The following is a 22192-nucleotide window of genomic DNA, read 5'->3' as shown; positions in this document are numbered from 1 at the left end:
GAACGAACATGCTTATTGACAATTCATAACGAGCTTAAAATAAACTGCCAAAATGCTTAAAATCCACCCTTAATTGGAAGTTTTTGCGGTTGACAGTTAGGTATGCTGTTGTAAATATTCAGTCGCATGTATTGCTGTTAATGGTCTAGCAAATAAGTAACCCTGCAATATGTCACAGTTTTGACGTTTCAGGTATTCGCTTTGCTGCTCAGTCTCAACGCCTTCAGCCACGACTTTTAGGCCAATCGTTTTACCCATTGCAATCATGGCATTAACTATCGCGTCTTGTTTTGCATCGCCGATTTTTGAGATAAAAGCACGGTCAATTTTCAGTGTGTCTATTGGGTATTCGGTTAAATAAGCAAGGGAAGAGTAGCCCGTGCCAAAATCATCAAGCGCTATCGAAATATGGCGTTGTTTGAGGGCTTGTAAAACGACTTTTACACTTTCTGTATTTTCTAGAAAAGCAGACTCGGTAATTTCTAACTCAAGATTCTGCCCTGAAATTGAATACTGAGCTAGGATAGTATCAATATCATGAAGTAGTTGCCCACGTAAAATTTGTTGTACCACGATATTCACTGCAATATGAATATCAGTGAAGCCGAGCTGCTGCCATATATGCAATTGCTTAGCTGCCTCATGCAGGACAAATTGCCCAATATCAGAAATAAGGCTGGTACTTTCTGCTAAAGGAATGAATATGTCAGGCATGATCAGCCCTTTGGTTGGGTGCTCCCAACGGATGAGGGCTTCGAAACCATCAATTTGATCATTTTGGGCGATAATCTTTGGCTGATAATAAACGACGAGTTCGTTGTTTTGAATCGCTTTTCTTAAGTCGAGTTCTAGATCTGAATATTTGGCGGTTAGACTCGCTCTTTCATTTGAATAATAGCGAATGGTGTTCCCACCCAAGCGTTTTGCTTCGTTGAGGGCCTGTTCTGCATGGGTATTTAAATTATCAACTTGACGCCCATGCTCTGGAAACATTGCTACGCCCACAGAAATACTGACCAAATACTCTTGGTCAGAGATATAGAAAGGTTGGCAAAAGTTTTCAACAATATTATTGCACAGTTGATGAATAGGCGGATGTAATGGTGACATCTCATAAATAATGGCAAAATCATCTGCACTCAAATGTGCAACTAAAAGGGCATCGATATTGCTAACACGTAAGCGTTGAGCAACTTGTTTTAACAGTTCATTGCCCGCTTGATTGCTAATCAATTCATTCAATGTGCGGAAACGATCTATGTTCAAACGAATCACAGCAAGGTGCTGAATAGATGCGTCACTGATTAAATACTGATGAAGCTGCTGTTGATAATAAAAACGATTCGGCAGGTCTGTTAGCGTATCGTAGTTGGTTAAATAAGATAAACGTTGCTCTTGATGTTTACGTTCGGTTTGATCCGAAACAATGCCGATATAATTGATGACTTGGTCTTGTTCATTTTTGACGGCATTGATATGAATCCATAGGAAACATGACTTTCCTGAATGATACGTCTCTTGAAACTCTCCTTCATACTCATATTCTTCGCTTAATGTGTCGAGTATCGAAAGTTGGAAGTTTTGATGATGTGGTTTATTTTGCTTGGTAATGTCAAACAGATGTTTATTTAAAATAGCTTGCTTATCTAATCCTGTCATTTGTTCGTATTTGGGATTAACTTCAACATAGTTAAACTGTTCGTCCAAAATAAATATGCCTTCAGACGCTTGTTCAAAAACACTGGCAGAAAGCTTCAAGCGTTCTTGATCTTTACGTTCTTGATTGATATCTCGATAGACACCAACCATACGTAAAGGTTTTCGATTTACAGGATCTCTTTGAATCACTTGTCCAACATCATGTATCCACGACCATTCGCCATTTGGACGCTTAATACGAAAGGTCTCTTCATATCGTGCTATGTGTCCATATAAATGACCATATAAGGTGTTTTTTACACGTTCAATATCATCAGGATGGGTGATCTTGTGCAACAGCGCATAGTGGTTATCTGAGTCGCGTTTAACAGGTTTACTATGTGTGTTGGTTATTCCTATGGTCTGATTTTCTAGATTCCATTCCCAAGGGTGGATACCCGCAGTTTCATGTGCAAAGGCAAGGTTTTGTCGGTGTTCTTCTAAGCTTTCATTCATTTGGGTGAGATCAAAAGTACGATCACGAACTTTTTGTTCCAATAAATGATTATTAAATTGTAATTGTGCTTCTATATCTTTGGATTTATTGATTTCTCGCTGTAGCTGCTGGCATAGTTCTTCAGTCCATTGATTATGTCGTTCAGAAACATCCATCAGTTGTTTGTTTTTTTCAAGTACGCCTGAAAGACGTTTATGGATTTTATAAGTTGCTTGTGCGCATAGTAATGTTGCAAAGAAAGTTGAGTAATACGCGAGATAGAACAGCGTCTGGTGATGATCACCAAATAGAATTTGTGAAATAATGAGTGGAACAATACTGGGAATAAAAAATAATAAAAAATATCGAATATGTTGGGTTAAAAATGTAAGTGCAATGATATGTGATGTCGTGAGGAGCAAGGCGGTTAAGATTGAAATATGTGAGCTTGTTAGGCTAGGTACATCATGGATGAGATAATAATTAATAATGATGGAGTTAACGCCGAGCAATAAACCCGTAAAAAAACATATTATTTGGAATAAATGGTTGGTTCTTTTTAAGAAAAGTGGGGATGAGGTGTGTTGTAAAGAGAATCGACATAGAAAAAAGAACAGCAGAAAAACAATTAGAGTAATACAGATCCAAACAGTGAAAATGTTGGGACTAAAAGAGTAGAAAACACCAAACAACACATAATCTAAAAGACAAATACAGAGTACACTGAGCACAAAAGTACGGATATGGCTAGAACAATTGATCAAATCCGTATAAATAGGTGGCGGTGAATCTTGCTTTTGAACCCCAGACATACAACGAATAATCCTTTTCATTTTTCATGCCTACAGCTTTTATTTTTGTAAGCAGAGTTGAGTGCATTTAAATTAACGCTAAACCCAATGGAAAGCAATCCACATATATCATTTGATGGAAAAGTGATAGTTCAAAATAGACAAAGCCACAACCGGAGCAGTTTCAGTTCTTAAAACACGGTCGCCAATGCACCAGTTTTTAAACTGGTTTTGATTTGCGGTTTCGATTTCAGTTTCACTGAGGCCACCTTCAGGACCGATTAATAATGCCAAATCGGGTGAAGCATCTAATAATACATTTTCTTGAGTTTTGTTTGGTGCTAAAACAAAGCGAGATGGCGGGAGTCGGGCTGACTTGACCCAATCGATTAATGCGATAGGAGCTAACACCTCTGGAACTCGATTCATGCCGCATTGTTCACATGCGGCGATGGCGACAGATTGCCAATGCTCTAGTTTCTTTTGATCGCGATCATACTTGAGTCGCATTTCGCAGCGTTCGCTGGTCAAGAGTTGAATCGTTGTAATACCTAGTTCAGTCGCTTTTTGAATTGCATAATCCATGCGATCGCCTTTGCTCATGACTTGGCCTAAAACAATTTGAAAAGGGGGCGTGCGATCAATTGGATCAAAATGATCAACGGATACCAATGCATTTTTCTTATTGATTTCAGTCAGTGTTACAACGTATTCACCACCTTTTCCATTAAAAAAGATGGCTTGTTCTTGTTCTTTTGCACGTAATACCCGTACCCAATGGTGAAACACCGATTCCGTTAATTCAATGGTATTGCCAGTATTTAATTCGGTTTCGATATAAAAACGATTCATGCTTGGATTAGGCTCGTACAAATTAGTTTAAACCAAGATCAACAACCAGTTGTTGAGTCGGTTCAGTTTGGTTCATTGAATAGAAGTGAAGTGATGGTGCGCCACCAGCGATTAAACGTTCGCAGAGTTTCACAATAACTTCATGGCCGAATGCTTTGATACTTTTGCTGTCATCTCCATAAGCTGCAAGCTGCTTACGAATCCAACGAGGAATTTCTGCACCCGTGCCATCAGCAAAGCGGATCAAATTACTCGCATTGGTAATCGGCATAATGCCAGGAGCAACGGGGATATTCACACCCGCTTTATCAAGACGTTCCATAAAATAGAAATAAGCATCAGGATTAAAGAAGAACTGTGTAATCCCTGCATTTGCACCAGCGTGTACTTTTTCAACGAAACGTTGAATATCGACATCAAAGCTTTCGGCTTGAGGATGCATTTCAGGATAAGCAGCAACTTCGATATGAAAGTGATCACCCGAATATTCACGGATAAAGCGCACGAGGTCCTGAGCGTATGGAAGCTCACCTAGGCCAACCTGACCTGAAGGTAAATCTCCGCGTAATGCCACGATGCGATCAATACCTTGAGACTTGTATAAGTCTAAAAGCTCAGCAATACGTGTTTTATCATCACCAATACAAGATAGGTGAGGTGCAACAGGCGTACCACTGCCATTGAAATCATGAATTGCAGCTAAAGTTCGTTCACGTGTAGAACCACCAGCGCCGTAGGTAATCGAGAAAAACTCAGGATTCAATCGCTGTAATTCTTGGTGAACAGTACGTAGTTTCTCCGCACCTACATCAGTTTTAGGTGGGAAAAACTCAAAAGAAATAGGAACACGTTTGGTCATTTCAAATCCTTTTTTTTATTTCTTTTCACTTCCCCTAAATCCCCTCCTTAACGGAGAGGACTTTTTGATACTCATTAGGGTAACGAATAACACCTCTTCCTAAGGGAGAGGGCTAGGGAGACGGGTACTAAAACTTAGTATTTATAAGCGTCAGCTTTGAATGGACCTTCAACTGGTACACCTAAGTAATCGGCTTGCACTTGAGTCAGTTGTGTTAACACACCACCAAAACCAAGGACCATGGCAGCAGCAACTTCTTCATCTAATTTCTTCGGAAGTACTTCTACGCGGATTGCAGCTTGCTTTTGATCAGCAGGTAGATCTGCAAATTTCTCAGCGAACAAATGCATTTGACCTAATACTTGGTTTGCAAAAGAACCATCCATGACGCGTGATGGGTGACCAGTTGCATTACCAAGGTTAACCAAACGACCTTCAGAAAGAAGGATCAAATAATTACTTTCATCTTCTGAACGATATACTTGGTGTACTTGTGGTTTTACTTCAACCCACTTATAACCACGTAAATATGCGGTGTCGATTTCTGTATCAAAGTGACCGATGTTACATACGACTGCACCCGCTTTTAAGCTATCGAGCATTGCAGAATCACAAACATGGTAGTTACCTGTTGTGGTGACAACAAGATCAGTATTGCCTAATAGGTCTTGGTTAATATCTTCTTTATTACCTGTTTGTACGCCATTTTTATATGGAGAAACAACTTCGTATCCATCCATACATGCTTGCATTGCACAGATTGGATCAACTTCAGTTACACGTACAATCATGCCTTCTTGACGTAAAGATTGCGCAGAACCTTTACCCACATCGCCATAGCCAATCACAAGTGCACGGCGACCAGAAAGTAGCATGTCAGTCGCACGTTTAATGGCATCGTTTAATGAATGGCGGCAACCATATTTGTTGTCGTTTTTCGATTTTGTAATCGAGTCATTCACGTTGATCGCTGGAACTTTAAGTGAACCATCTTTCCACATTTCCAACAGACGTTGAACACCTGTTGTGGTTTCTTCGGTAATCCCGTGGATGCGTTCTAAAAGTGCAGGGTATTTGTCATGAACAAGTGCAGTTAAGTCACCGCCATCATCCAAGATCATGTTGGCAGCCCACGGCTGACCATTGACATTGATTTGTTGCTCTAAACACCAAACATATTCTTCTTCAGTTTCACCTTTCCAAGCGAATACAGGAATACCGCGCGCAGCAATTGCAGCAGCAGCGTGATCTTGAGTAGAGAAAATGTTACATGATGTCCAACGAACTTCAGCGCCTAACTCGATTAAAGTTTCGATTAAAACGGCAGTTTGGATTGTCATATGAATACAACCCAAGATTTTTGCGCCTGCAAGCGGTTTAGCCGCAGCATAACGCTTACGTAAACCAATCAAGGCTGGCATTTCAGCTTCAGCAAGTTTGATTTCTTTACGGCCGTAGTCAGCAAGTGAAATATCGGCAACTTTATAATCTGTAAATGAAGCATTCACCGCGTTCATCAGGATCTCCTAGAAAAAATAGTATGGATCGTTTTGTTCGCGGATGCCGTTGTCTTGGAAGCATTGCTTCTTACGCCGAGCCTAGCAAATTGATTTTTTGTGCCAATCAATTGTCGCAGCATCCCTCGACTAGGGCATTATCATACTTGGAAATCGGTTGAGTTCCAATGAAATTTTGAATGAGATGGTGAGAAAATGAGGGAATAAATAGGGGCAAATATATCATTAAAAAATTTATATAGACGCTTTAGGGTTTCTTATCCATTTGAAACCCTAAATTTTAAAACTGACCATTACGCTTTCAAGTGATCTTCGAATTCTTCACCGAGCTGCATTGCTAAAGAATTTCCAGATAAATCACAAGTGACTAAACCATATTCTTTTTTAAAGCTAAAAGTAAAACCCCGATTATCTGTCAGATTTTTAACCGAATATCCCAACTTTTCCAACCAAATACGAAAAGCCAATAAATTTTTTGCTTTAACAACTCTGTTTTTCATAGCCGAACTCCTTGTGAACCTGTATTCATTAATAAGGGTTGCTTAAATTTTTTTAAAGGGGGATTGCATAGATTTATTTTGCTACATGTAAATAATGTAAAAATAGAGTAATTTTTAAGTATTTTGTTCTAATTGCATTTGGTTTAAGTGTCTGTATTTAATTGTGAAAAATATATTTGTGTATTTGAGTAAGTGGTTTCAAACTTAAAAATAATTTAATTAAAAATGTAAAAAATAATTTCATTTTTCAGTTTGGTTCTATGTGAAAAATGAAATCATTTTTTATTTGATCGAATCGATTAGAACTGATCTTTCAGGCTACGGATTCGAGCAAAATCCTCGGCACTCTCGGTGCGCAAGAAAGGGTTGGTTTCTAGTTCTAACTCAATGCTACTAGGTAGCGTGATTTGATCAGATTCTCTTAATGCTTTGACCTGTTTTACACGCTCTTGTAGTGCAACATTGTTCGGTTCAATGGTGAGCGCAAACTCAGCATTTGCGAGCGTATATTCATGGGTACAATAGACTTTAGTTTGGATTGGCAACGCAGCTAGACGATTTAAAGAATGATACATTTGTTCTGCTGTACCTTCGAACAAACGTCCACAACCCATTGCAAACAGGGTATCACCGCAGAATAGACTGTCAATTTCTTCAATAAAATAAACGATATGACCTAAGGTATGTCCTGGTGTCGCAATGACTTCAATCTTTAAATCATTGAAATGGAAATGGTCGTTGTGTTGCAGCGGATTTGAGATGAAAGCAATCTTACTCAATTCGTCACGCGGGCCGTATACGGGAAGATTGTTGTTCGCGGATAACTCTGCTACACCATTGGTATGGTCGGGATGCCAATGGGTGAGCCAAATTTGCTTGAGTTGTAACTGGTGTTGTTCGCAGAAATCACTGACCAGACAGGCTTCAGTGGGATCGATCGCAATAACTTCATTTGAGTGAGTATCTTCCAATAACCAGATATAGTTTTTTAAGGCATTTTTTACGTCAATTACATGAACCTTATAATGCATAGCCGATTCCTAAACCTTTCGTCATGTGGTTATTTGAAGCTGTCGATAAACGCTTTTTAGAGCTCCTAGTGTAAGTGTAAATGCGTAACAGTGCAAAACTGCTGATGATGAACATCGCGTAAATATGACTGTTTTGGGCAAATTTTGACAGCTTAAATCAGGGTGGATTTTTATCATTGACAAGCTTGGTGTTTTACATAAAGATGAGATAAAAGGCATATAAGTTAATGGTTTATATTGTTTTAAATGGCGTTAAATAAATCGCATATTAGACGGTTTTCATAAATCCCTTTTGTTTCTTATCGTGAGAGAATTACTAAGAGGGTATGAGTAATTATGAAAGAGCTCTATTCAATATCATCAAAATGAAGGGATTTATCCTGTTGAAGTATCGAATGTTGATTTAGGGTAAAGAGATGTGCTCTTTGCTAAGATGGCATTGAAAAAGACAAGTTATTGTAAATAAATATAATTTAATGAGCGAAAAGCGGAAATAAATCACAATAAGACAGAGAGGGAATCATGTCAGATTTGGTCGATCATGAAGTGGTCGTTATCTTTAGAAAATATTTATATCCTCTATCTGCCAAACTTACAGAAATGCTCAATGAGCACTTTAGTCATCAAACCGAGCGGCGTGGTTGTGGATATACCCAAGCAACACGTGTGATCGCAGAATTTGTTTCGCAACTTCGCGATGCGCTTGGTTTTCAGGATTTTCGTATTTTTGAAGATTATGAAACTAAGGCTTTGAAAAGTATTTTGAATCAAGCATCTTCCTATGGTTTGGAACTAACGAGTTGGCGGAACCTAGATATAAACACAGATGTCCAGCAATGCTTAGTGCATTTGAGTCCACAAGAATTATTTGCGAAAAACTTGCAGCAGCAAGTCGATTTTCAAGCGAAGCTCAGAAGTATTCATCAATATGCCGAGCTGGAGGAAAGCGTACTGATTTGTCAGTTATTGGCAGATATTATTCTTCCTCAAAGTGCCAAAAATGGCTTGATTGAATGCAATGCTTTGCCAGAAAAGCCTAAAGTGGGTTCTTGTCCAATGGCTGAAAAATTCTTTCTTCGAATTGCACATCATCGGTTGCTTAGACAGGGCGCGATAAATATTTTTGTTGATGAGCATGAACAACCGATTATGATGGAAAAAATGAATATGGGGGACAATCACTCCTGTATTAGCCTTGTTTCATTATTGATGAATGGGGTTCGTTTACCAGCAGGCAGCCTTTTTTCAGCAAATTATGAAATTGAGCCAATAGAAAAGCACCAAAATAAACACTATAAAGGACATGTGATTCCGATTTCTGCGATCAATGGATTTTGGTTTCTAAGATTAACGACTTTAGCCGTTTCACCGAAAAATCGTGCCCGTGCGTTTGGTTATCACTTTAAGCAACAGGTGGATAACGGATTGTTTAGACCTGATATCACTGAACTGGGGCAGCTTATGGAAATCGCTCAAGGTCAAATCTCTGTAGGACATCCATGCTAAAAGCTTGTTATTCACCACGCTATTATGCGCAAACGCATACCAATAGCATGGAAAAATTGACCGCAGTTGCGGATGTGCTTCGTACCAATCAAATGGTTGAGTTGATTGATCCAGGTTTGATTGATGTTGAAATTCTTAAAAAATTACACAATCCTCAATATGTGGAAGCATTTGTTTCAGGTCAATCTAGTTTTGCGACGATCCAAGGCTTTAAACCTTGGAAAGTACAATTACGTGACGCAATTTTATCTATACAAGCAGGGCAACTGCTTGGCGCTAAAATTGCGTTAAAAGAGGGGATTGCCGCAAATATTGCGCAAGGTTTTCATCACGCCAGTTATGAGTCGGGCGCTGCCTACTGCACCTTTAATGGTTTGGCTTTGGTTGCGAAACAGCATCCTGAAAAACGGATTTTTATTTTAGATTGCGATCAGCATGGTGGCGATGGCACCGCCGTATTTGCGAACCGAATGCCCAACCTTGTGAATTTTGGAATCTTTGGTATTCGCTTCGGTTGTAAGGCGAGTGAACGCAGTTTGACTCGTTATATTCATCCCAAGCAAGGCAACTTCGATTTGTACCGTGAGGCTGTTCTAGAGGCATTTCAATATGCTTCGCGCTGGGATACTGATTTAATTATTTATCAGGCAGGTATGGATTGTCATCAGCATGACCGTTATGGTTCAAAATGGTTCACGACAGAATTACTGTTTGAACGAGATCGTTTGGTCTTTGAAATGGCAAAGAAAATGAATATTCCATTGTTGTTTGTTTTGGCTGGAGGATATCAACCCTTAGCTGATCTCGTTCCTTTACATGTCAATACATTTAAGGCTGCGACTGAAATCTATTTTCCATAAAAATACTTGAGATAAAAAAAGCCCTCATATTGAGAGCTTTAAGCTGTTTACTCAATGATTAACGCATTTTTGCTAACCAGTCACCAAAGGTTTGCACAAATTGAACCAACAATAAAAGCACGATCACGGTCAGAATCACAACACTACTATCAAAACGTTGATAGCCATAAGAAATCGCTAAGTCACCAATTCCGCCTGCACCGACCGCACCTGCCATTGCCGTTGCACCAATCAAGCTAATCGTTCCCGTGGTTAAGTTTAGAATCACTGAGCTTCGTGCTTCAGGAATAATAAATTTGAAAACGATTTGCCAAGGCGTTGCGCCCATTGCTTGAGCAGATTCAATGATTCCTTCATTGACTTCAAGTAATGAGGTTTCGATTAATCGACCTAAATATGGGCCAACATAAATGGTGAGGGGAACAATCGCTGCCCACGTTCCGATTGATGTTCCAACGAGGAATTTAGTAAATGGAATAACTGCGATTAGCAAGATAATGAAAGGAATCGAACGTAACGCATTGACGATTGGGTTGAGGAAATAATAAATCGCTCGATTTTGTAGGATACCACCTGTACGTGTCACTACTAAGGTGATGCCTTGGATGAAGCCCCAAATACAACCAAAAAGCAGTGAGAAGAATACCATTTGTAAGGTTTCTTGTAAGGCTGTCACAAATTGATCCATTGACAAAGAACTTTGCCAAAAAGGCGCAGTGATTTCAGTCAGCCAGTGTACGATAAAGTCTCTCATTGGCTTACTCCAGACGGTTCAACTTTGACACCTTGTTGCTCTAGAAATTGGATTGCTTCTTGGATGATACGTGGGTCACCGAGCAGTTGTATAAACATTTGCCCAATCACTGTACCGTTAATCTCGGTCATGTTGGCAAACAGAATATTCAAACTAATATCAAACTGTTTAATCACAGACTGAATCACAGTTTCTTGTGCTGATGTACCTAAGAATTGCAGGTTATAGATACTGTTATGGTGCTTGTGTTCGAGATTGTTGAGAATATTGATCGGCAGTTGTTGCTGTAATACGGTTTGGATAAAGGTTTTGGTTGTGGGATGTTGTGGTTGACTGAAAATCTCTAAGGTCGAACCTGTTTCAATCACTTTACCCGCTTCCATGACAGCAACGTAATCGCAAACTGATTCGATCACATCCATCTCATGGGTCACCATCACAATGGTAATATTTTGTTCTTGGTTAATTTTCTTCAACAACGCTAAAACAGATTTGGTGGTTTGCGGATCTAAAGCAGAGGTAGCTTCATCGCAAAGTAAAATTTTGGGATGATTGGCAAGGGCACGAGCAATACCCACACGTTGTTTTTGACCACCTGAAAGTTCGTCGGGGTAGGCATCTTTTTTATGTTTGAGATCAATGAAATCTAACAGTTCAGCTAAACGCTTTTCTCGTTCAGCTTTACGATGACCGAGCAATTTAAGCGGCATTTCAATATTTTCAGACACTGTTTTAGTCTGTAATAAATTAAAGTGCTGAAAAATCATGCCGATATTCGCACGTTCGTTACGAAGCGTGCGCGCATCCATCGCAGTAAAATCTTTTTGATGAATAATCACTTGCCCTTTAGATGGGCGTTCCAGCAAATTAATCAAACGAATTAATGTACTTTTACCTGCGCCACTATAACCAATAATGCCAAAGATACTGCCTTCTGGGATCTCTAAATCGATTTGATCCAGCGCATTAATGGTTTGGCCATTTAGCTGATAGTGTTTGGAAATATTTTTAAATTCGATCATATCGTCAATACTAAATTAAAAAGAAAACAGGCAAAATCATTTGCCTGTTTTGTAGAACGTCGGAGCGTAGTATATTACGAATTCGCTTCGGTGAGATAGCTTGTCGGTTTGTTTACATCAACCTTAGTGCCATCAAAGTGTTCTTGTACATATTTTTTCACAGCTTCAGTATGATAAAGCGCACCAACTTTTTGTAGTACCGTATCATCTTTACGTGATTCAGCAGTTGCTAAAACATTCACATTGAGCTTAGTACTTTGATCAACAGGTTCATAGAAGATTGCATCTTTAAGAACGTTCAAACCGCCTTCCATTGCCAGCGTATTACCTAATAAAATTGCATCAACTTCATCTTTTACGCGTACAGCAGTCGCCATCTGGATCGGTTTAATCACAATCTTTTTAGTATTCTCAATAATATCTGCTGGTGTACCTTTTACTGGGTCAAAGTCAGCTTTTAACTTGATTAAGCCTGCGCTTTGTAAAAGTAATAATGCACGAGATTCATTAGCACCGTCGTTTGGAATCGCAATGGTTGCACCTTCAGCAAAATCTTCAACTTTCTTGACTTTGCTTGAGTAAATACCCATTGGTTCTAAATAGGTGGTTGAAACAGGCGCAATCTTATCTTTATTTGCAGCATTGAATGCAACAAGGTAAGCGTAAGATTGGAATGCATTGAGATCAACTTCTTTGTTCGCCGCCGCAGTATTCATCGCAACGTAATCAGTGAAGTTTTTAATTTCGAGTTTCAGGCCAGCAGCTTTGGTTTCAGGTAATGTGGCAATATGACGCCAGATATCAGCATCTGAACCTGTAGAGGCGATGACCACAGTTTGTAATGCAGCAGCATCCCCGTTTTGGTCGGTAGCTGTGGTATCTGGTTGTTTACTGCAAGCTGCAAGTAATAATACAGATACACTTAAAAAAAGACTAATTAGCTTTTTCATGTATAAATCCTAATCAAATTAATGTCGGAAAATCACGTGGTTTCCGCATTAAAGATTGTAATAGATTGCGATGCTATTGATTGGCGTTGTATTCAAATAATCATGTGAATAATTTTTGAAGCATTCGCCAATACAAATTTCACAACATGAGAAAAATAGGTGAACATTCATGTTCCAGTTTGCTATAGATAAATAGCACAGTGAATCATTCACTTACTTTTGAAATTAAATTTGGATTTAGTTGTTATCTGTCAGGCGCAGTTAATGATTCTAATCAATTGAAAATAATGGAAAAGAATTTTATCTGAACATAAAAATAACAGCTAAAAATTTTCACAATCATAGCAATATTTTAGATCAGGTTATAGTGGAGTAAACGATACTGAGAAGTATAAATATATGATTATTTGAGGGAATTGTGTGTTAAGTAAAGATAATTGAATGAAAATTTTACAGATTTTTTAAATATTTGTTTAGATAATTCAATTGAATAATGAATATATATTTTTTTGCATGCGCTATATGAAAATTGAATAAACAACTGGGCACTGTTTTGATTTGAGTAATAAAAAACCTTCCGAAGAAGGTTTTTTAAACTTGATATGGTTTTATTCAGCTTTTTCACGTGCAATCGCGCGGTAACCAATATCGCTACGGTACTGCATGCCTGTGAATGTCACTTGACCGCAAACTTCTAGTGCATTGATTTGTGCTTCAAGTACGGTGTCGCCCAGTGCTGTTACGCAGAGTACACGACCACCTGCAGTGACAATATGTCCATCAGCAGTCATGGCTGTGCCTGCATGGAAGATTTTAGTATCTTCAGGAGATTGACCGATACCCGAAATTACATCACCTTTACGGACGGTTTCTGGATAACCCTCAGCAGCAAGAACGATACCGATCGATTTACGCTCGTCCCATTCTGCTTCGCTTGGTAAGTTACCCTCAATACCTGCTTCAACGAGATCAACCAGCGATGATTTTAAACGCATCATGATTGGTTGTGTTTCAGGATCACCAAAGCGGCAGTTGAATTCGATGACACGAGGTTGACCTTGCTCATCAATCATCAAACCTGCGTATAAGAAACCTGTATAAACGTGACCATCCGCAGCCATACCATCAACGGTCGGGCGCATCACTTCATTCATGACACGTTCAAAGACTTCTGCAGTCACAACTGGGGCAGGAGAGTAAGCACCCATACCACCCGTATTTGGACCTTGGTCAGCTTCAAAGATACGTTTGTGATCTTGTGAAGTCGCCATTGGCAAAATGTTGTTGCCATCAATCATACAAATGAAAGACGCTTCTTCACCTGCAAGGAACTGCTCAACCACAACACGTGAACCTGCATCACCAAACTTATTGCCTGCAAGCATGTCATCAATGGCAGCAAAAGCTTCTTCGTTGGTCATTGCCACGATCACGCCTTTACCCGCAGCTAAGCCATCCGCTTTAATAACGATCGGTGCGCCATTTTTTTCTACATATGCTTTAGCAGCATCTACTTCGGTGAATACATCATAAAAAGCAGTTGGAATGTTATGGCGCTTTAAGAAATGCTTGGCAAAAGCTTTTGAACCCTCAAGCTGCGCTGCGTATTGTGTTGGTCCCCAAATTTTTATACCTGCTTCACGAGCAGCATCGACCACACCATTCACCAATGGTGCTTCTGGACCAACAATCACCAATGCCACATCATTTGCTTTTGCAAAAGCAATCACGGCTGGGTTGTCTAAAATATCAAGTTCGACGTTTTCACATTTATCTTCTGTTGCTGTACCTGCATTACCGGGAGCAACAAAAACTTTAGCCACTTTTGTATCTTGTGCGATTTTCCATGCAAGTGCATGTTCACGGCCACCGCTACCCAAAACTAAAATATTCATTATTAAGTTATTTCCTTTTTCAGTATTTAAGAATATACCTGTTCAGAATAAAAAAGTCCCCCTGAGATGCGACTAAGGCATCGCAAGAAAGAGGGACTTGGGTGTTATTAATGGCGGAAGTGACGCATGCCTGTAAAGACCATTGCGATGCCAGCTTCATCAGCTGCTGCAATTGTTTCTTCGTCACGCATTGAACCACCCGGTTGGATAATACATTTAATGCCTGCTTTAGCAGCATTATCAATACCATCACGGAATGGGAAGAATGCGTCAGATGCCATTACTGCACCTTCAACCACTAAACCAGCATGTTCAGCTTTAATCGCTGCAATACGTGCAGAATTGACGCGGCTCATTTGACCTGCGCCGATACCCACAGTTTGGCGATCTTTTGCATAAACAATCGCGTTTGACTTCACATATTTCGCCACTTTCCAAGCAAAGATTAAATCATCAATCTCTTGTTCAGTCGGCGCACGTTTGGTCACAACTTTTAGGTCATTTTTACTGATCATACCTAAATCTTGGTCTTGAACCAGTAAACCACCGTTGACACGTTTATAGTCAAGTTGTGGTGCACGTGCATCAATTGCAGGGAGTTCGCCACAAACCAAGACGCGGACATTCTTTTTCGCGCCAGTCACTTCAAGTACGCCATCAGCAATACTTGGAGCAATAATCACTTCAACGAATTGACGATCAACAATGGCTTGTGCAGTTGCAACGTCTAATTCGCGGTTGAACGCAATGATGCCACCAAACGCTGATTCAGGATCAGTTGCATAAGCGAGGTCGTAAGCCGCTTTGATGCCATCGAGTGAAACAGCAACACCACATGGGTTGGCATGTTTAACGATGACACAAGCAGGTTTTACAAATGACTTCACGCATTCAAGTGCGGCATCGGTATCTGCGATATTGTTATAAGACAGTTCTTTACCTTGTAGTTGTTTCGCCGTCGAAACAGATGCTTCTTGTGCATTTGCTTCTACATAGAAAGCTGCGCTTTGGTGTGGATTTTCACCATAACGTAAATCTTGTGCTTTATTCAGTTGGGTGTTGAATGTGCGCGCGAACGTATCCGCTTCACCTTCAGTTTTACCCACACGTGCGCCCAAATAAGATGCAATCATGCCATCATATTGCGCGGTATGTTCGTATGCTTTTACCGCTAAGTCGAAACGCGTTTCGTAAGATAAAGTCCCATTTGCTTTTAATTCAGCAACGACCGTATCGTAGTCAGCAGCATTGACAATAATACCGACAGATGCATGGTTCTTCGCAGCAGCACGAACCATCGTTGGACCACCGATATCGATGTTTTCAATCGCATCAGCAAGTGAACAGTTTGGTTTTGCTACTGTTGCTGCAAACGGATAGAGATTTACCACAACGAGATCAATTGGATCGATATCGTGTTCTTGCATTACAGCTTCGTCTAGACCACGACGAGCCAAAATACCACCATGAATTTTTGGATGCAGTGTTTTGACACGACCATCCATCATTTCAGGGAAGCCCGTGTGTTCAGAAACTTCTACGACGGCGATATTGTTGTCTTTAAGCAACTTATATGTACCACCAGTAGATAAAATTTCTACCCCGAGAGCTGCAAGATTTTGAGCAAATTCAACGATTCCAGTTTTGTCTGAAACAGAGATTAAAGCACGTTTGATAGTCATGATTTTAGTCAACAGTTTGAAGTCTACAGATTAAAACAAAGGCACAAAAAAAATGCCCACGAGAACGTGAGCATTTTATCAATTATTCACTCATTAAACCGTGAGCTTTTAACTTTTTGCGTAAAGTTCCACGGTTAAGGCCTAGAATCTCAGCAGCACGTGTTTGGTTGCCACGAGTATATTCTAAGACCACAGATAAAAGAGGTTTCTCCATTTCTGCTAAAACCATGTCATACACTTGAGATGGTTGCTCACCTTGCAATTGTGCAAAATAATGACGAACTGCGCGATCTACATGGATGCGGAGAGCGACATCAGATTGAGCCGTAAAAATAGGAGATTTGCTATTCATGCGTTTTAATCCGAAAAATAAAAATATCACTTGGATAAAGTGATATATAAATGTGGTCTGAATTACTGAGCCCTGTTTTAGATCCTAAAACAGTGACTCTAAAACAATGGGACTATTAGCTTGCCACAAATCCTCGAATTGTGTAAAAAATAAGCGTAACAATAGTTAAATATTTGTTACAGCCTACTTTCAAAAACAAAAAAACCGACAATGCGCTTATGGGATAGAAGCACAGTTCGTTTAACTATTTTTTGTCTATAAATAACGAGGAGTATGTAGGTCAAAGCTTTCGTGGCGCGTATCATACCACTGTCTACGAAAAAGTGAGCAAATTAACTGCACTTTTTTTATATTTTTTTGTCATTTTTTTTCGTTTTTAGGGTTGTACAATTTCTAAACTATAGTCATTGAAGCTGTTTTTGCTATTTGGGATGGTAAATTCAAACCTAAATGGGCTATTTGTCGGAATGCGTTGAATCGTCTTCAAGCTATCAACCAAATAGTTTTGGGGGGTTAATACCGTATTTGAAACCACTTCACCATTGTCTTTCAAAATAACTTTAATGGCAGGAAGCACAACACTGTTTTCGTGTCGGTTGACGAGCGTACCTGAAAAACGTGTTGAATTTTGATCAGCAGGTCTAACTTGCACTTTCTCAAAGTTTAAATATTTATACTGCTCATCTCGTGTTTTACAAGTTAAAGCACCGCATGCGTAGTTAAAGATCCGATTTAATGCAGGGCTTTCGTGCATCAATTTAGGATTGAACCATAAAATTTGAAAGGCAAATACCAGTATAAGGGTGATATTGCCAAGCCCCCAAAGGGTGTAGTACAGCCAACCGTGTTGTTTTTCAGTCGAAGTCTCATCTATGAGAACGGTGTCTTCTGAAAGGTTTAAGTTGGGTAAAGCAGTGACTGGTTCGGTATTGAAATAATTTAGGTTGTTTAAATAGGTTAATAGATCGATATTTGAGTTTTCAATTTTTTGATCAAAAATACTTAAAATTTGCATTTGCTTTTCTGCAAATGAGCTGTTTGGTTGGATTGAAGAAAATAATGAACGATTTGCAGGTACGGCAATCGTTTCATCTTCTTCAGAAGCGAGTAAATTAGTGAGTGCATTAAAGTTAATCACACATTTTGGACAACAAACCATACCCTGTGCAACGCTGAGTTGTGAAAGGGTCACTTTGTACACGGTTGAGCATTTAGGGCAGCGGGTTTGTTTTTCACTCATAACTTATAGAGATCTCAAGTTGTTGTTTTACGTTTTCCTGAAATGCGACACCAGTTTTCTTCACGCTTTTCGATCTCTAATATATCAAAAAACTGAGAGTAAACACTAGAAACATCAGCAACTTGCTCTTCTATTACACCAGCAAGTGCGAACTCGCCCTCATTTTTTAATAAAGTTGAGAATTCAGGCGCAAGTGCCATTAACGGTGCTGCCAAAATATTTGCAACCAGTACATCTGCTTGTTGTTGTTTAAATTCTTGATCGAACTCTTCTGGTAAGCCTACATAAAGACCATCAAGTACACCATTTAATTCTGCATTTTGTTTGGTCGCCAAGACTGCTTGCGGGTCAATGTCTGTTGCATAGACCTTTTTTGCGCCGAGCAACAATGCTGCAACACCTAAAATCCCTGAGCCACAACCATAGTCGATTACGACTTTGTCTTTTACATCGGTTTTGCCTAACCATTGTAGGCACAAGAATGTACTGGCATGGTTACCTGTGCCGAAAGCTAAACCAGGATCAAGCTTGATGTTGGTTGCATCTGCTTCTGGAGGTTCTAGCCATTCAGGTACGATCCAGTATTTCTCACCGATTTGGATTGGCTCATAATAGTCCATCCATGCACGTTCCCACACTTGGTTTTCTAGATATTCATGACGCATCGGAACATCTGGAAGTTGTGCTTTTAAGAATGCTTCCAACGTATCGACATCAATTGGATCATCTTCTTCTTGTTGATAAATGCCTGTAACAATGACTTTGTTCCAAAGTGGTGTTTCACCTGGTAATGGTTCAAGTAAAGCCTGATCTTCGGCATCATCTAAAGTTACACTCACTGCACCTAATGATAGGAGTAGGGTTTCAGTAAGTTCAACTTGATCTTGATCGACAGTAATATGAATTTGTAGCCAGTTCACAGGACAACCTAAGTAAATGTATTTGGGATTATTGTAATGGATTCAGGCTTATTAAAGGGCTTATAAAATAGACAGATTACAATTTTAAGATGAAATGTTTGCAGTTTCTAAGAATTCGGTATTTAAAAAACAAGAAAGGATGCCACATCACGCGGCATCCTTTCTTTCATTGGATCTTCATTTAAGCACTTTGATTGATTTAAGGTGCTTCTTGATCATTATCCATCATCGGTTGTTCAGCATTTTCCATCGGAGCAGCAAGTCCGGATGGTGCTTCTGCTGGCATTTCAGTCGGTGTGCTTACTGGGCGTGGTTCAGATTGCGTTTCTGAAATTTTGCTTTGTGTTTCGACTGGTGCTTCAGAGGCAGGCGTTGGAGGTTGGAAGCTTAGCTTGTTGTTTTCATCGCTTTCACAAGCACCGTTAAAAACAACACCTTTGTGGGCAAATGAAACCGCATCACCTTGTTTCTTACCTTTACATACTTGCTGATACTTCTGGGTCAGTGGATCAGTGGCAGTTTTAGCGTTTGCTTGAGCCGTTACAGTAAAAAATAAACCACAGATTAATGATGACAGTAAAAGCTTCGAGTTCATTTCATTTTCCTAAAGTATTTGTTCTGTACTTTTAGGATAGAAATATTTTGAGATAAGACAGTGGTGATCAGGTTAGCAATTTTAGAGCGCTTTGTTAAAAGTACAGGGAAAATGCAACAGAAAGTTTCTTTTTGTGTCATTTTTCGCCTTATCAATCCTTTGTAGCCGATAAGAATCTCACTGCTTTTTGTCAAATAACAAGGAAAATCCTGTATAATGCTCTGTCATTTTTTGAATACACATTTACCACTATGCACTATCCTAAAGTTTACGACGTTATCGTAATTGGTGGCGGTCACGCTGGTACGGAAGCGGCGCTTGCGGCTGCACGTATGGGAAGACAAACATTATTGTTGACGCATAATATTGAGACTTTGGGGCAGATGAGCTGTAACCCTGCGATTGGTGGTATTGGTAAATCACATCTAGTCCGTGAAATCGATGCGCTCGGTGGTGCAATGGCACTGGCGGCAGATAAAGGTGGTATTCAGTTCCGTATTTTAAATTCGCGTAAAGGCGCTGCAGTTCGTGCTACACGTGCGCAGGCTGACCGTGTTCGTTTTAAAGCTGCGATTCGTCATACCTTAGAAAACCAAGCAAATTTAGACATTTTCCAACAAGCGGCAGATGATCTTATTGTTGAAGGCGATACGGTTAAAGGTGTTGTGACCCAAATGGGCATTCGTTTCGACACTAAAACTGTGGTGTTGACGACGGGAACATTCTTGGGTGGTGTCATCCATATTGGTTTACAAAATTCAAGCGGTGGTCGTGCAGGTGATCCACCTTCGATTGCCCTTGCTCAGCGTTTACGTGAACTCAAATTACCAGTGGGTCGCTTAAAGACAGGCACACCACCGCGTATTGATGCACGTACCGTTGATTTCTCAGTCATGACCGCACAACCGGGTGATTTTCCATCTCCTGTGATGTCATTTATGGGTGATGTGTCGATGCACCCAGAACAAGTGAATTGTTATATCACGCATACAAGTGAAAAAACCCATGAGATTATTCGTGGTGGTTTAGATCGTTCGCCGATGTATACCGGTGTGATTGAAGGTGTTGGACCGCGTTATTGTCCATCGATTGAAGATAAAATTCATCGTTTTGCAGATAAAGATTCGCACCAAGTTTTCCTAGAGCCTGAAGGCTTGGATACCCATGAGCTTTATCCAAATGGGATCTCAACTTCATTGCCATTTGATGTGCAGTTCAATTTGGTTCGTTCGATTCGTGGTATGGAAAATGCGCATATCTTACGTCCGGGCTATGCGATTGAATATGATTATTTCAATCCACAAGCACTTAAATTTACGCTTGAAACCAAAGCGATTCAGAACCTGTATTTTGCCGGTCAAATTAACGGTACAACGGGTTATGAAGAAGCGGGTGCGCAAGGCTTACTTGCTGGTTTGAATGCTGCTCGCCGTGCTTGGGAACAAGAAGAATGGACACCAAAACGCGATCAAGCTTATATGGGCGTATTGGTCGATGACCTCATCACTTTAGGAACGAAAGAGCCGTACCGTATGTTTACTTCGCGTGCGGAATATCGTTTGATGTTGCGTGAAGATAATGCCGATCAACGTTTAACGCCGATTGGTCGTGAGCTTGGTTTGGTTGATGATGAACGTTGGGCTGCTTATAGTGAAAAAATGGAAGCGGTCGAGCGTGAAACCTCTCGTTTACAGCATTTATGGGCTGCACCAAATAACCCAATGGGTAAAAAGTTTGTTGAAATGACAGGTGCAGATCTCAGTAAAGAGTGTAGTGCGATTGATTTGTTGAAACGTCCAAATATTAATTTTGGTCAAATCGCAGAATTGACAGGTTCGGATGTTGCTCAACATGTGGGTGAGCAGATCGAAATTGCTGTGAAATATGAAGGTTATATTAATCGCCAACATGATGACGTTGCTCAAATGAAGCGTTTGGAAGAAACCAAGATTCCTGTTGATTTTGATTATGATATTGTGTCGGGCTTATCTCGTGAAATCACTCAAAAATTAAAGACCGTTCGTCCTGAAACATTGGCGCAAGCCAATCGTATTCCGGGTGTGACTCCAGCCGCGGTTCAGTTGGTTATGATCACGATTCGTAAAAATAATATGGCGAAGAAATCAGCGTAACGTTTAGCCATATAAGATAAATCCTAAAAACACCCTTTTACCAAAAAGGGTGTTTTTCTTTGTGTATCATGTCTTACTATTTCGTGTGTACTGGACTAGGTATCTAAATTAATGAAGAATTGGATGTTTTTATTCATTGCAATTATTGCTGAAGTGATTGCAACTTCAGCTTTAAAAAGTAGCGAGGGTTTTACTAAACCGATTGCTTCAATTATTGTCGTGCTTGGTTATATTATCGCATTTTATTGTTTGTCTTTAACCTTAAAAACGATTCCTGTTGGTATTGCATATGCGATTTGGTCTGGGTTGGGGATTGTACTCATCTCGGCTGTGGCTTGGATTGTCTTTGATCAAAAACTAGATGTGTGGGGCATTGTGGGGATTACATTGATTATGTGTGGTGTACTGATATTGAATTTGTTATCGAAAACCAGTGCGCATTAGTTGAGTAAAAAAACCGAGCTAAAGTAAGTAGCTCGGTTTTAGAAATGTGATATTACTTAATTTAACCCGAATCGTGCTTAAGCCAATGATTCCATTACTCGAATGGTTGGCTTGTTTTGATGACATAATTGGTAAGCACATAAAGATGCATAAATT

Annotated in this window: 19 protein-coding genes; 4 read left to right on the top strand and 15 right to left on the bottom strand. The window is 39.8% G+C overall.

The features are described from left to right. Window positions 1-96 precede the first annotated feature (96 nt). From MMO38_RS10760 to gloB, 6 genes are all read right to left on the bottom strand, one after another. Window positions 97-2946, bottom strand: coding sequence for an EAL domain-containing protein (locus MMO38_RS10760; protein WP_241323585.1), 2850 nt, complete (start codon window positions 2944-2946; stop codon window positions 97-99). Window positions 2947-3054: 108 nt separating this feature from the next. Continuing rightward, window positions 3055-3777 carry a 16S rRNA (uracil(1498)-N(3))-methyltransferase gene (locus MMO38_RS10755; RefSeq protein WP_241323539.1) on the bottom strand — a complete coding sequence of 241 codons (723 nt, stop codon included), beginning with the start codon at window positions 3775-3777 and terminating at the stop codon, window positions 3055-3057. Window positions 3778-3799: 22 nt separating this feature from the next. Next, a complete protein-coding gene (gene metF / locus MMO38_RS10750) occupies window positions 3800-4636 on the bottom strand; it encodes a methylenetetrahydrofolate reductase [NAD(P)H] (protein ID WP_004670573.1) in 837 nt (278 codons plus the stop codon). A gap of 134 nt (window positions 4637-4770) precedes the next feature. Then, window positions 4771-6153: an adenosylhomocysteinase gene (ahcY, locus tag MMO38_RS10745; RefSeq protein WP_241323538.1), complete on the bottom strand. Its 1383-nt coding sequence runs from the start codon at window positions 6151-6153 to the stop codon at window positions 4771-4773. Between the two features lie 293 nt (window positions 6154-6446). Continuing rightward, the gene (locus MMO38_RS10740; protein WP_004670577.1) at window positions 6447-6653 is read right to left on the bottom strand and encodes a hypothetical protein; all 207 of its coding nucleotides are present in this window, start codon (window positions 6651-6653) and stop codon (window positions 6447-6449) included. 299 nt (window positions 6654-6952) lie between these two features. After that, the gene (gene gloB / locus MMO38_RS10735) at window positions 6953-7684 is read right to left on the bottom strand and encodes a hydroxyacylglutathione hydrolase (protein WP_241323537.1); all 732 of its coding nucleotides are present in this window, start codon (window positions 7682-7684) and stop codon (window positions 6953-6955) included. A gap of 522 nt (window positions 7685-8206) precedes the next feature. Between gloB and MMO38_RS10730 the strand changes: the two genes are divergently transcribed. Both MMO38_RS10730 and MMO38_RS10725 read left to right on the top strand, forming a co-directional pair. Further along, entirely contained in the window at window positions 8207-9190 is a 984-nt protein-coding gene (locus MMO38_RS10730) for a hypothetical protein (RefSeq protein WP_241323536.1), read from the top strand. Further along, complete coding sequence (locus tag MMO38_RS10725; RefSeq protein WP_241323535.1) at window positions 9184-10050, top strand: histone deacetylase; 867 nt, start codon at window positions 9184-9186, stop codon at window positions 10048-10050. Before MMO38_RS10730 ends, MMO38_RS10725 begins: the two co-directional genes overlap by 7 nt. A 58-nt stretch (window positions 10051-10108) precedes the next feature. Here MMO38_RS10725 and MMO38_RS10720 read toward each other — a convergent pair whose 3' ends face one another. The 9 genes from MMO38_RS10720 to MMO38_RS10680 form a co-directional block, all read right to left on the bottom strand. After that, complete coding sequence (locus tag MMO38_RS10720; protein ID WP_005197600.1) at window positions 10109-10804, bottom strand: methionine ABC transporter permease; 696 nt, start codon at window positions 10802-10804, stop codon at window positions 10109-10111. Beyond that, window positions 10801-11826: an ATP-binding cassette domain-containing protein gene (locus MMO38_RS10715; RefSeq protein ID WP_004670582.1), complete on the bottom strand. Its 1026-nt coding sequence runs from the start codon at window positions 11824-11826 to the stop codon at window positions 10801-10803. The genes MMO38_RS10720 and MMO38_RS10715 overlap by 4 nt, the downstream gene beginning before the upstream one ends. A 74-nt stretch (window positions 11827-11900) precedes the next feature. Beyond that, window positions 11901-12776, bottom strand: coding sequence for a MetQ/NlpA family ABC transporter substrate-binding protein (locus MMO38_RS10710; RefSeq protein WP_241323534.1), 876 nt, complete (start codon window positions 12774-12776; stop codon window positions 11901-11903). Window positions 12777-13384: 608 nt separating this feature from the next. After that, entirely contained in the window at window positions 13385-14671 is a 1287-nt protein-coding gene (gene purD, locus MMO38_RS10705) for a phosphoribosylamine--glycine ligase (protein ID WP_241323533.1), read from the bottom strand. Window positions 14672-14778: 107 nt separating this feature from the next. Further along, window positions 14779-16353, bottom strand: a complete 1575-nt coding sequence (gene purH / locus MMO38_RS10700) for a bifunctional phosphoribosylaminoimidazolecarboxamide formyltransferase/IMP cyclohydrolase (protein WP_241323532.1) — start codon at window positions 16351-16353, stop codon at window positions 14779-14781. A gap of 82 nt (window positions 16354-16435) precedes the next feature. Continuing rightward, entirely contained in the window at window positions 16436-16705 is a 270-nt protein-coding gene (gene fis, locus MMO38_RS10695; protein WP_001086304.1) for a DNA-binding transcriptional regulator Fis, read from the bottom strand. Between the two features lie 376 nt (window positions 16706-17081). Beyond that, window positions 17082-17945, bottom strand: a complete 864-nt coding sequence (locus tag MMO38_RS10690; protein ID WP_241323531.1) for a zinc-ribbon and DUF3426 domain-containing protein — start codon at window positions 17943-17945, stop codon at window positions 17082-17084. Between the two features lie 14 nt (window positions 17946-17959). Next, window positions 17960-18865 (bottom strand): 50S ribosomal protein L11 methyltransferase, encoded by a 906-nt coding sequence (prmA, locus tag MMO38_RS10685; RefSeq protein ID WP_241323530.1) that lies wholly within the window; start codon window positions 18863-18865, stop codon window positions 17960-17962. A gap of 199 nt (window positions 18866-19064) precedes the next feature. Next, window positions 19065-19460, bottom strand: coding sequence for a hypothetical protein (locus MMO38_RS10680; RefSeq protein WP_004670588.1), 396 nt, complete (start codon window positions 19458-19460; stop codon window positions 19065-19067). A gap of 251 nt (window positions 19461-19711) precedes the next feature. Between MMO38_RS10680 and mnmG the strand changes: the two genes are divergently transcribed. Together mnmG and MMO38_RS10670 are read left to right on the top strand one after the other, a co-directional pair. Then, complete coding sequence (gene mnmG, locus MMO38_RS10675) at window positions 19712-21592, top strand: tRNA uridine-5-carboxymethylaminomethyl(34) synthesis enzyme MnmG (protein ID WP_005197586.1); 1881 nt, start codon at window positions 19712-19714, stop codon at window positions 21590-21592. 111 nt (window positions 21593-21703) lie between these two features. Then, window positions 21704-22036 carry a multidrug efflux SMR transporter gene (locus MMO38_RS10670; protein ID WP_241323529.1) on the top strand — a complete coding sequence of 111 codons (333 nt, stop codon included), beginning with the start codon at window positions 21704-21706 and terminating at the stop codon, window positions 22034-22036. The last annotated feature ends 156 nt before the right edge of the window (window positions 22037-22192 follow it).

This window comes from Acinetobacter sp. NIPH 1852 (assembly GCF_022549455.1).
Taxonomy (GTDB): Bacteria; Pseudomonadota; Gammaproteobacteria; order Pseudomonadales; family Moraxellaceae; genus Acinetobacter.
Note: the sequence above shows the minus strand (reverse complement) of the source record. Positions and strands in the feature narration are given on the sequence as shown.

Coding starts and splice junctions, on each gene's coding strand:
- MMO38_RS10690 (WP_241323531.1), bottom strand. CDS start 17,945: ATGAGTGAAAAACAAACCCGCTGCCCTAAATGCTCAACCGTGTACAAA.
- MMO38_RS10715 (WP_004670582.1), bottom strand. CDS start 11,826: ATGATCGAATTTAAAAATATTTCCAAACACTATCAGCTAAATGGCCAA.
- metF (WP_004670573.1), bottom strand. CDS start 4,636: ATGACCAAACGTGTTCCTATTTCTTTTGAGTTTTTCCCACCTAAAACT.
- MMO38_RS10670 (WP_241323529.1), top strand. CDS start 21,704: ATGAAGAATTGGATGTTTTTATTCATTGCAATTATTGCTGAAGTGATT.
- MMO38_RS10720 (WP_005197600.1), bottom strand. CDS start 10,804: ATGAGAGACTTTATCGTACACTGGCTGACTGAAATCACTGCGCCTTTT.
- mnmG (WP_005197586.1), top strand. CDS start 19,712: ATGCACTATCCTAAAGTTTACGACGTTATCGTAATTGGTGGCGGTCAC.
- fis (WP_001086304.1), bottom strand. CDS start 16,705: ATGAATAGCAAATCTCCTATTTTTACGGCTCAATCTGATGTCGCTCTC.
- MMO38_RS10730 (WP_241323536.1), top strand. CDS start 8,207: ATGTCAGATTTGGTCGATCATGAAGTGGTCGTTATCTTTAGAAAATAT.
- MMO38_RS10755 (WP_241323539.1), bottom strand. CDS start 3,777: ATGAATCGTTTTTATATCGAAACCGAATTAAATACTGGCAATACCATT.
- ahcY (WP_241323538.1), bottom strand. CDS start 6,153: ATGAACGCGGTGAATGCTTCATTTACAGATTATAAAGTTGCCGATATT.
- MMO38_RS10680 (WP_004670588.1), bottom strand. CDS start 19,460: ATGAACTCGAAGCTTTTACTGTCATCATTAATCTGTGGTTTATTTTTT.
- purD (WP_241323533.1), bottom strand. CDS start 14,671: ATGAATATTTTAGTTTTGGGTAGCGGTGGCCGTGAACATGCACTTGCA.
- MMO38_RS10740 (WP_004670577.1), bottom strand. CDS start 6,653: ATGAAAAACAGAGTTGTTAAAGCAAAAAATTTATTGGCTTTTCGTATT.
- MMO38_RS10710 (WP_241323534.1), bottom strand. CDS start 12,776: ATGAAAAAGCTAATTAGTCTTTTTTTAAGTGTATCTGTATTATTACTT.
- purH (WP_241323532.1), bottom strand. CDS start 16,353: ATGACTATCAAACGTGCTTTAATCTCTGTTTCAGACAAAACTGGAATC.
- gloB (WP_241323537.1), bottom strand. CDS start 7,684: ATGCATTATAAGGTTCATGTAATTGACGTAAAAAATGCCTTAAAAAAC.
- MMO38_RS10760 (WP_241323585.1), bottom strand. CDS start 2,946: ATGTCTGGGGTTCAAAAGCAAGATTCACCGCCACCTATTTATACGGAT.
- MMO38_RS10725 (WP_241323535.1), top strand. CDS start 9,184: ATGCTAAAAGCTTGTTATTCACCACGCTATTATGCGCAAACGCATACC.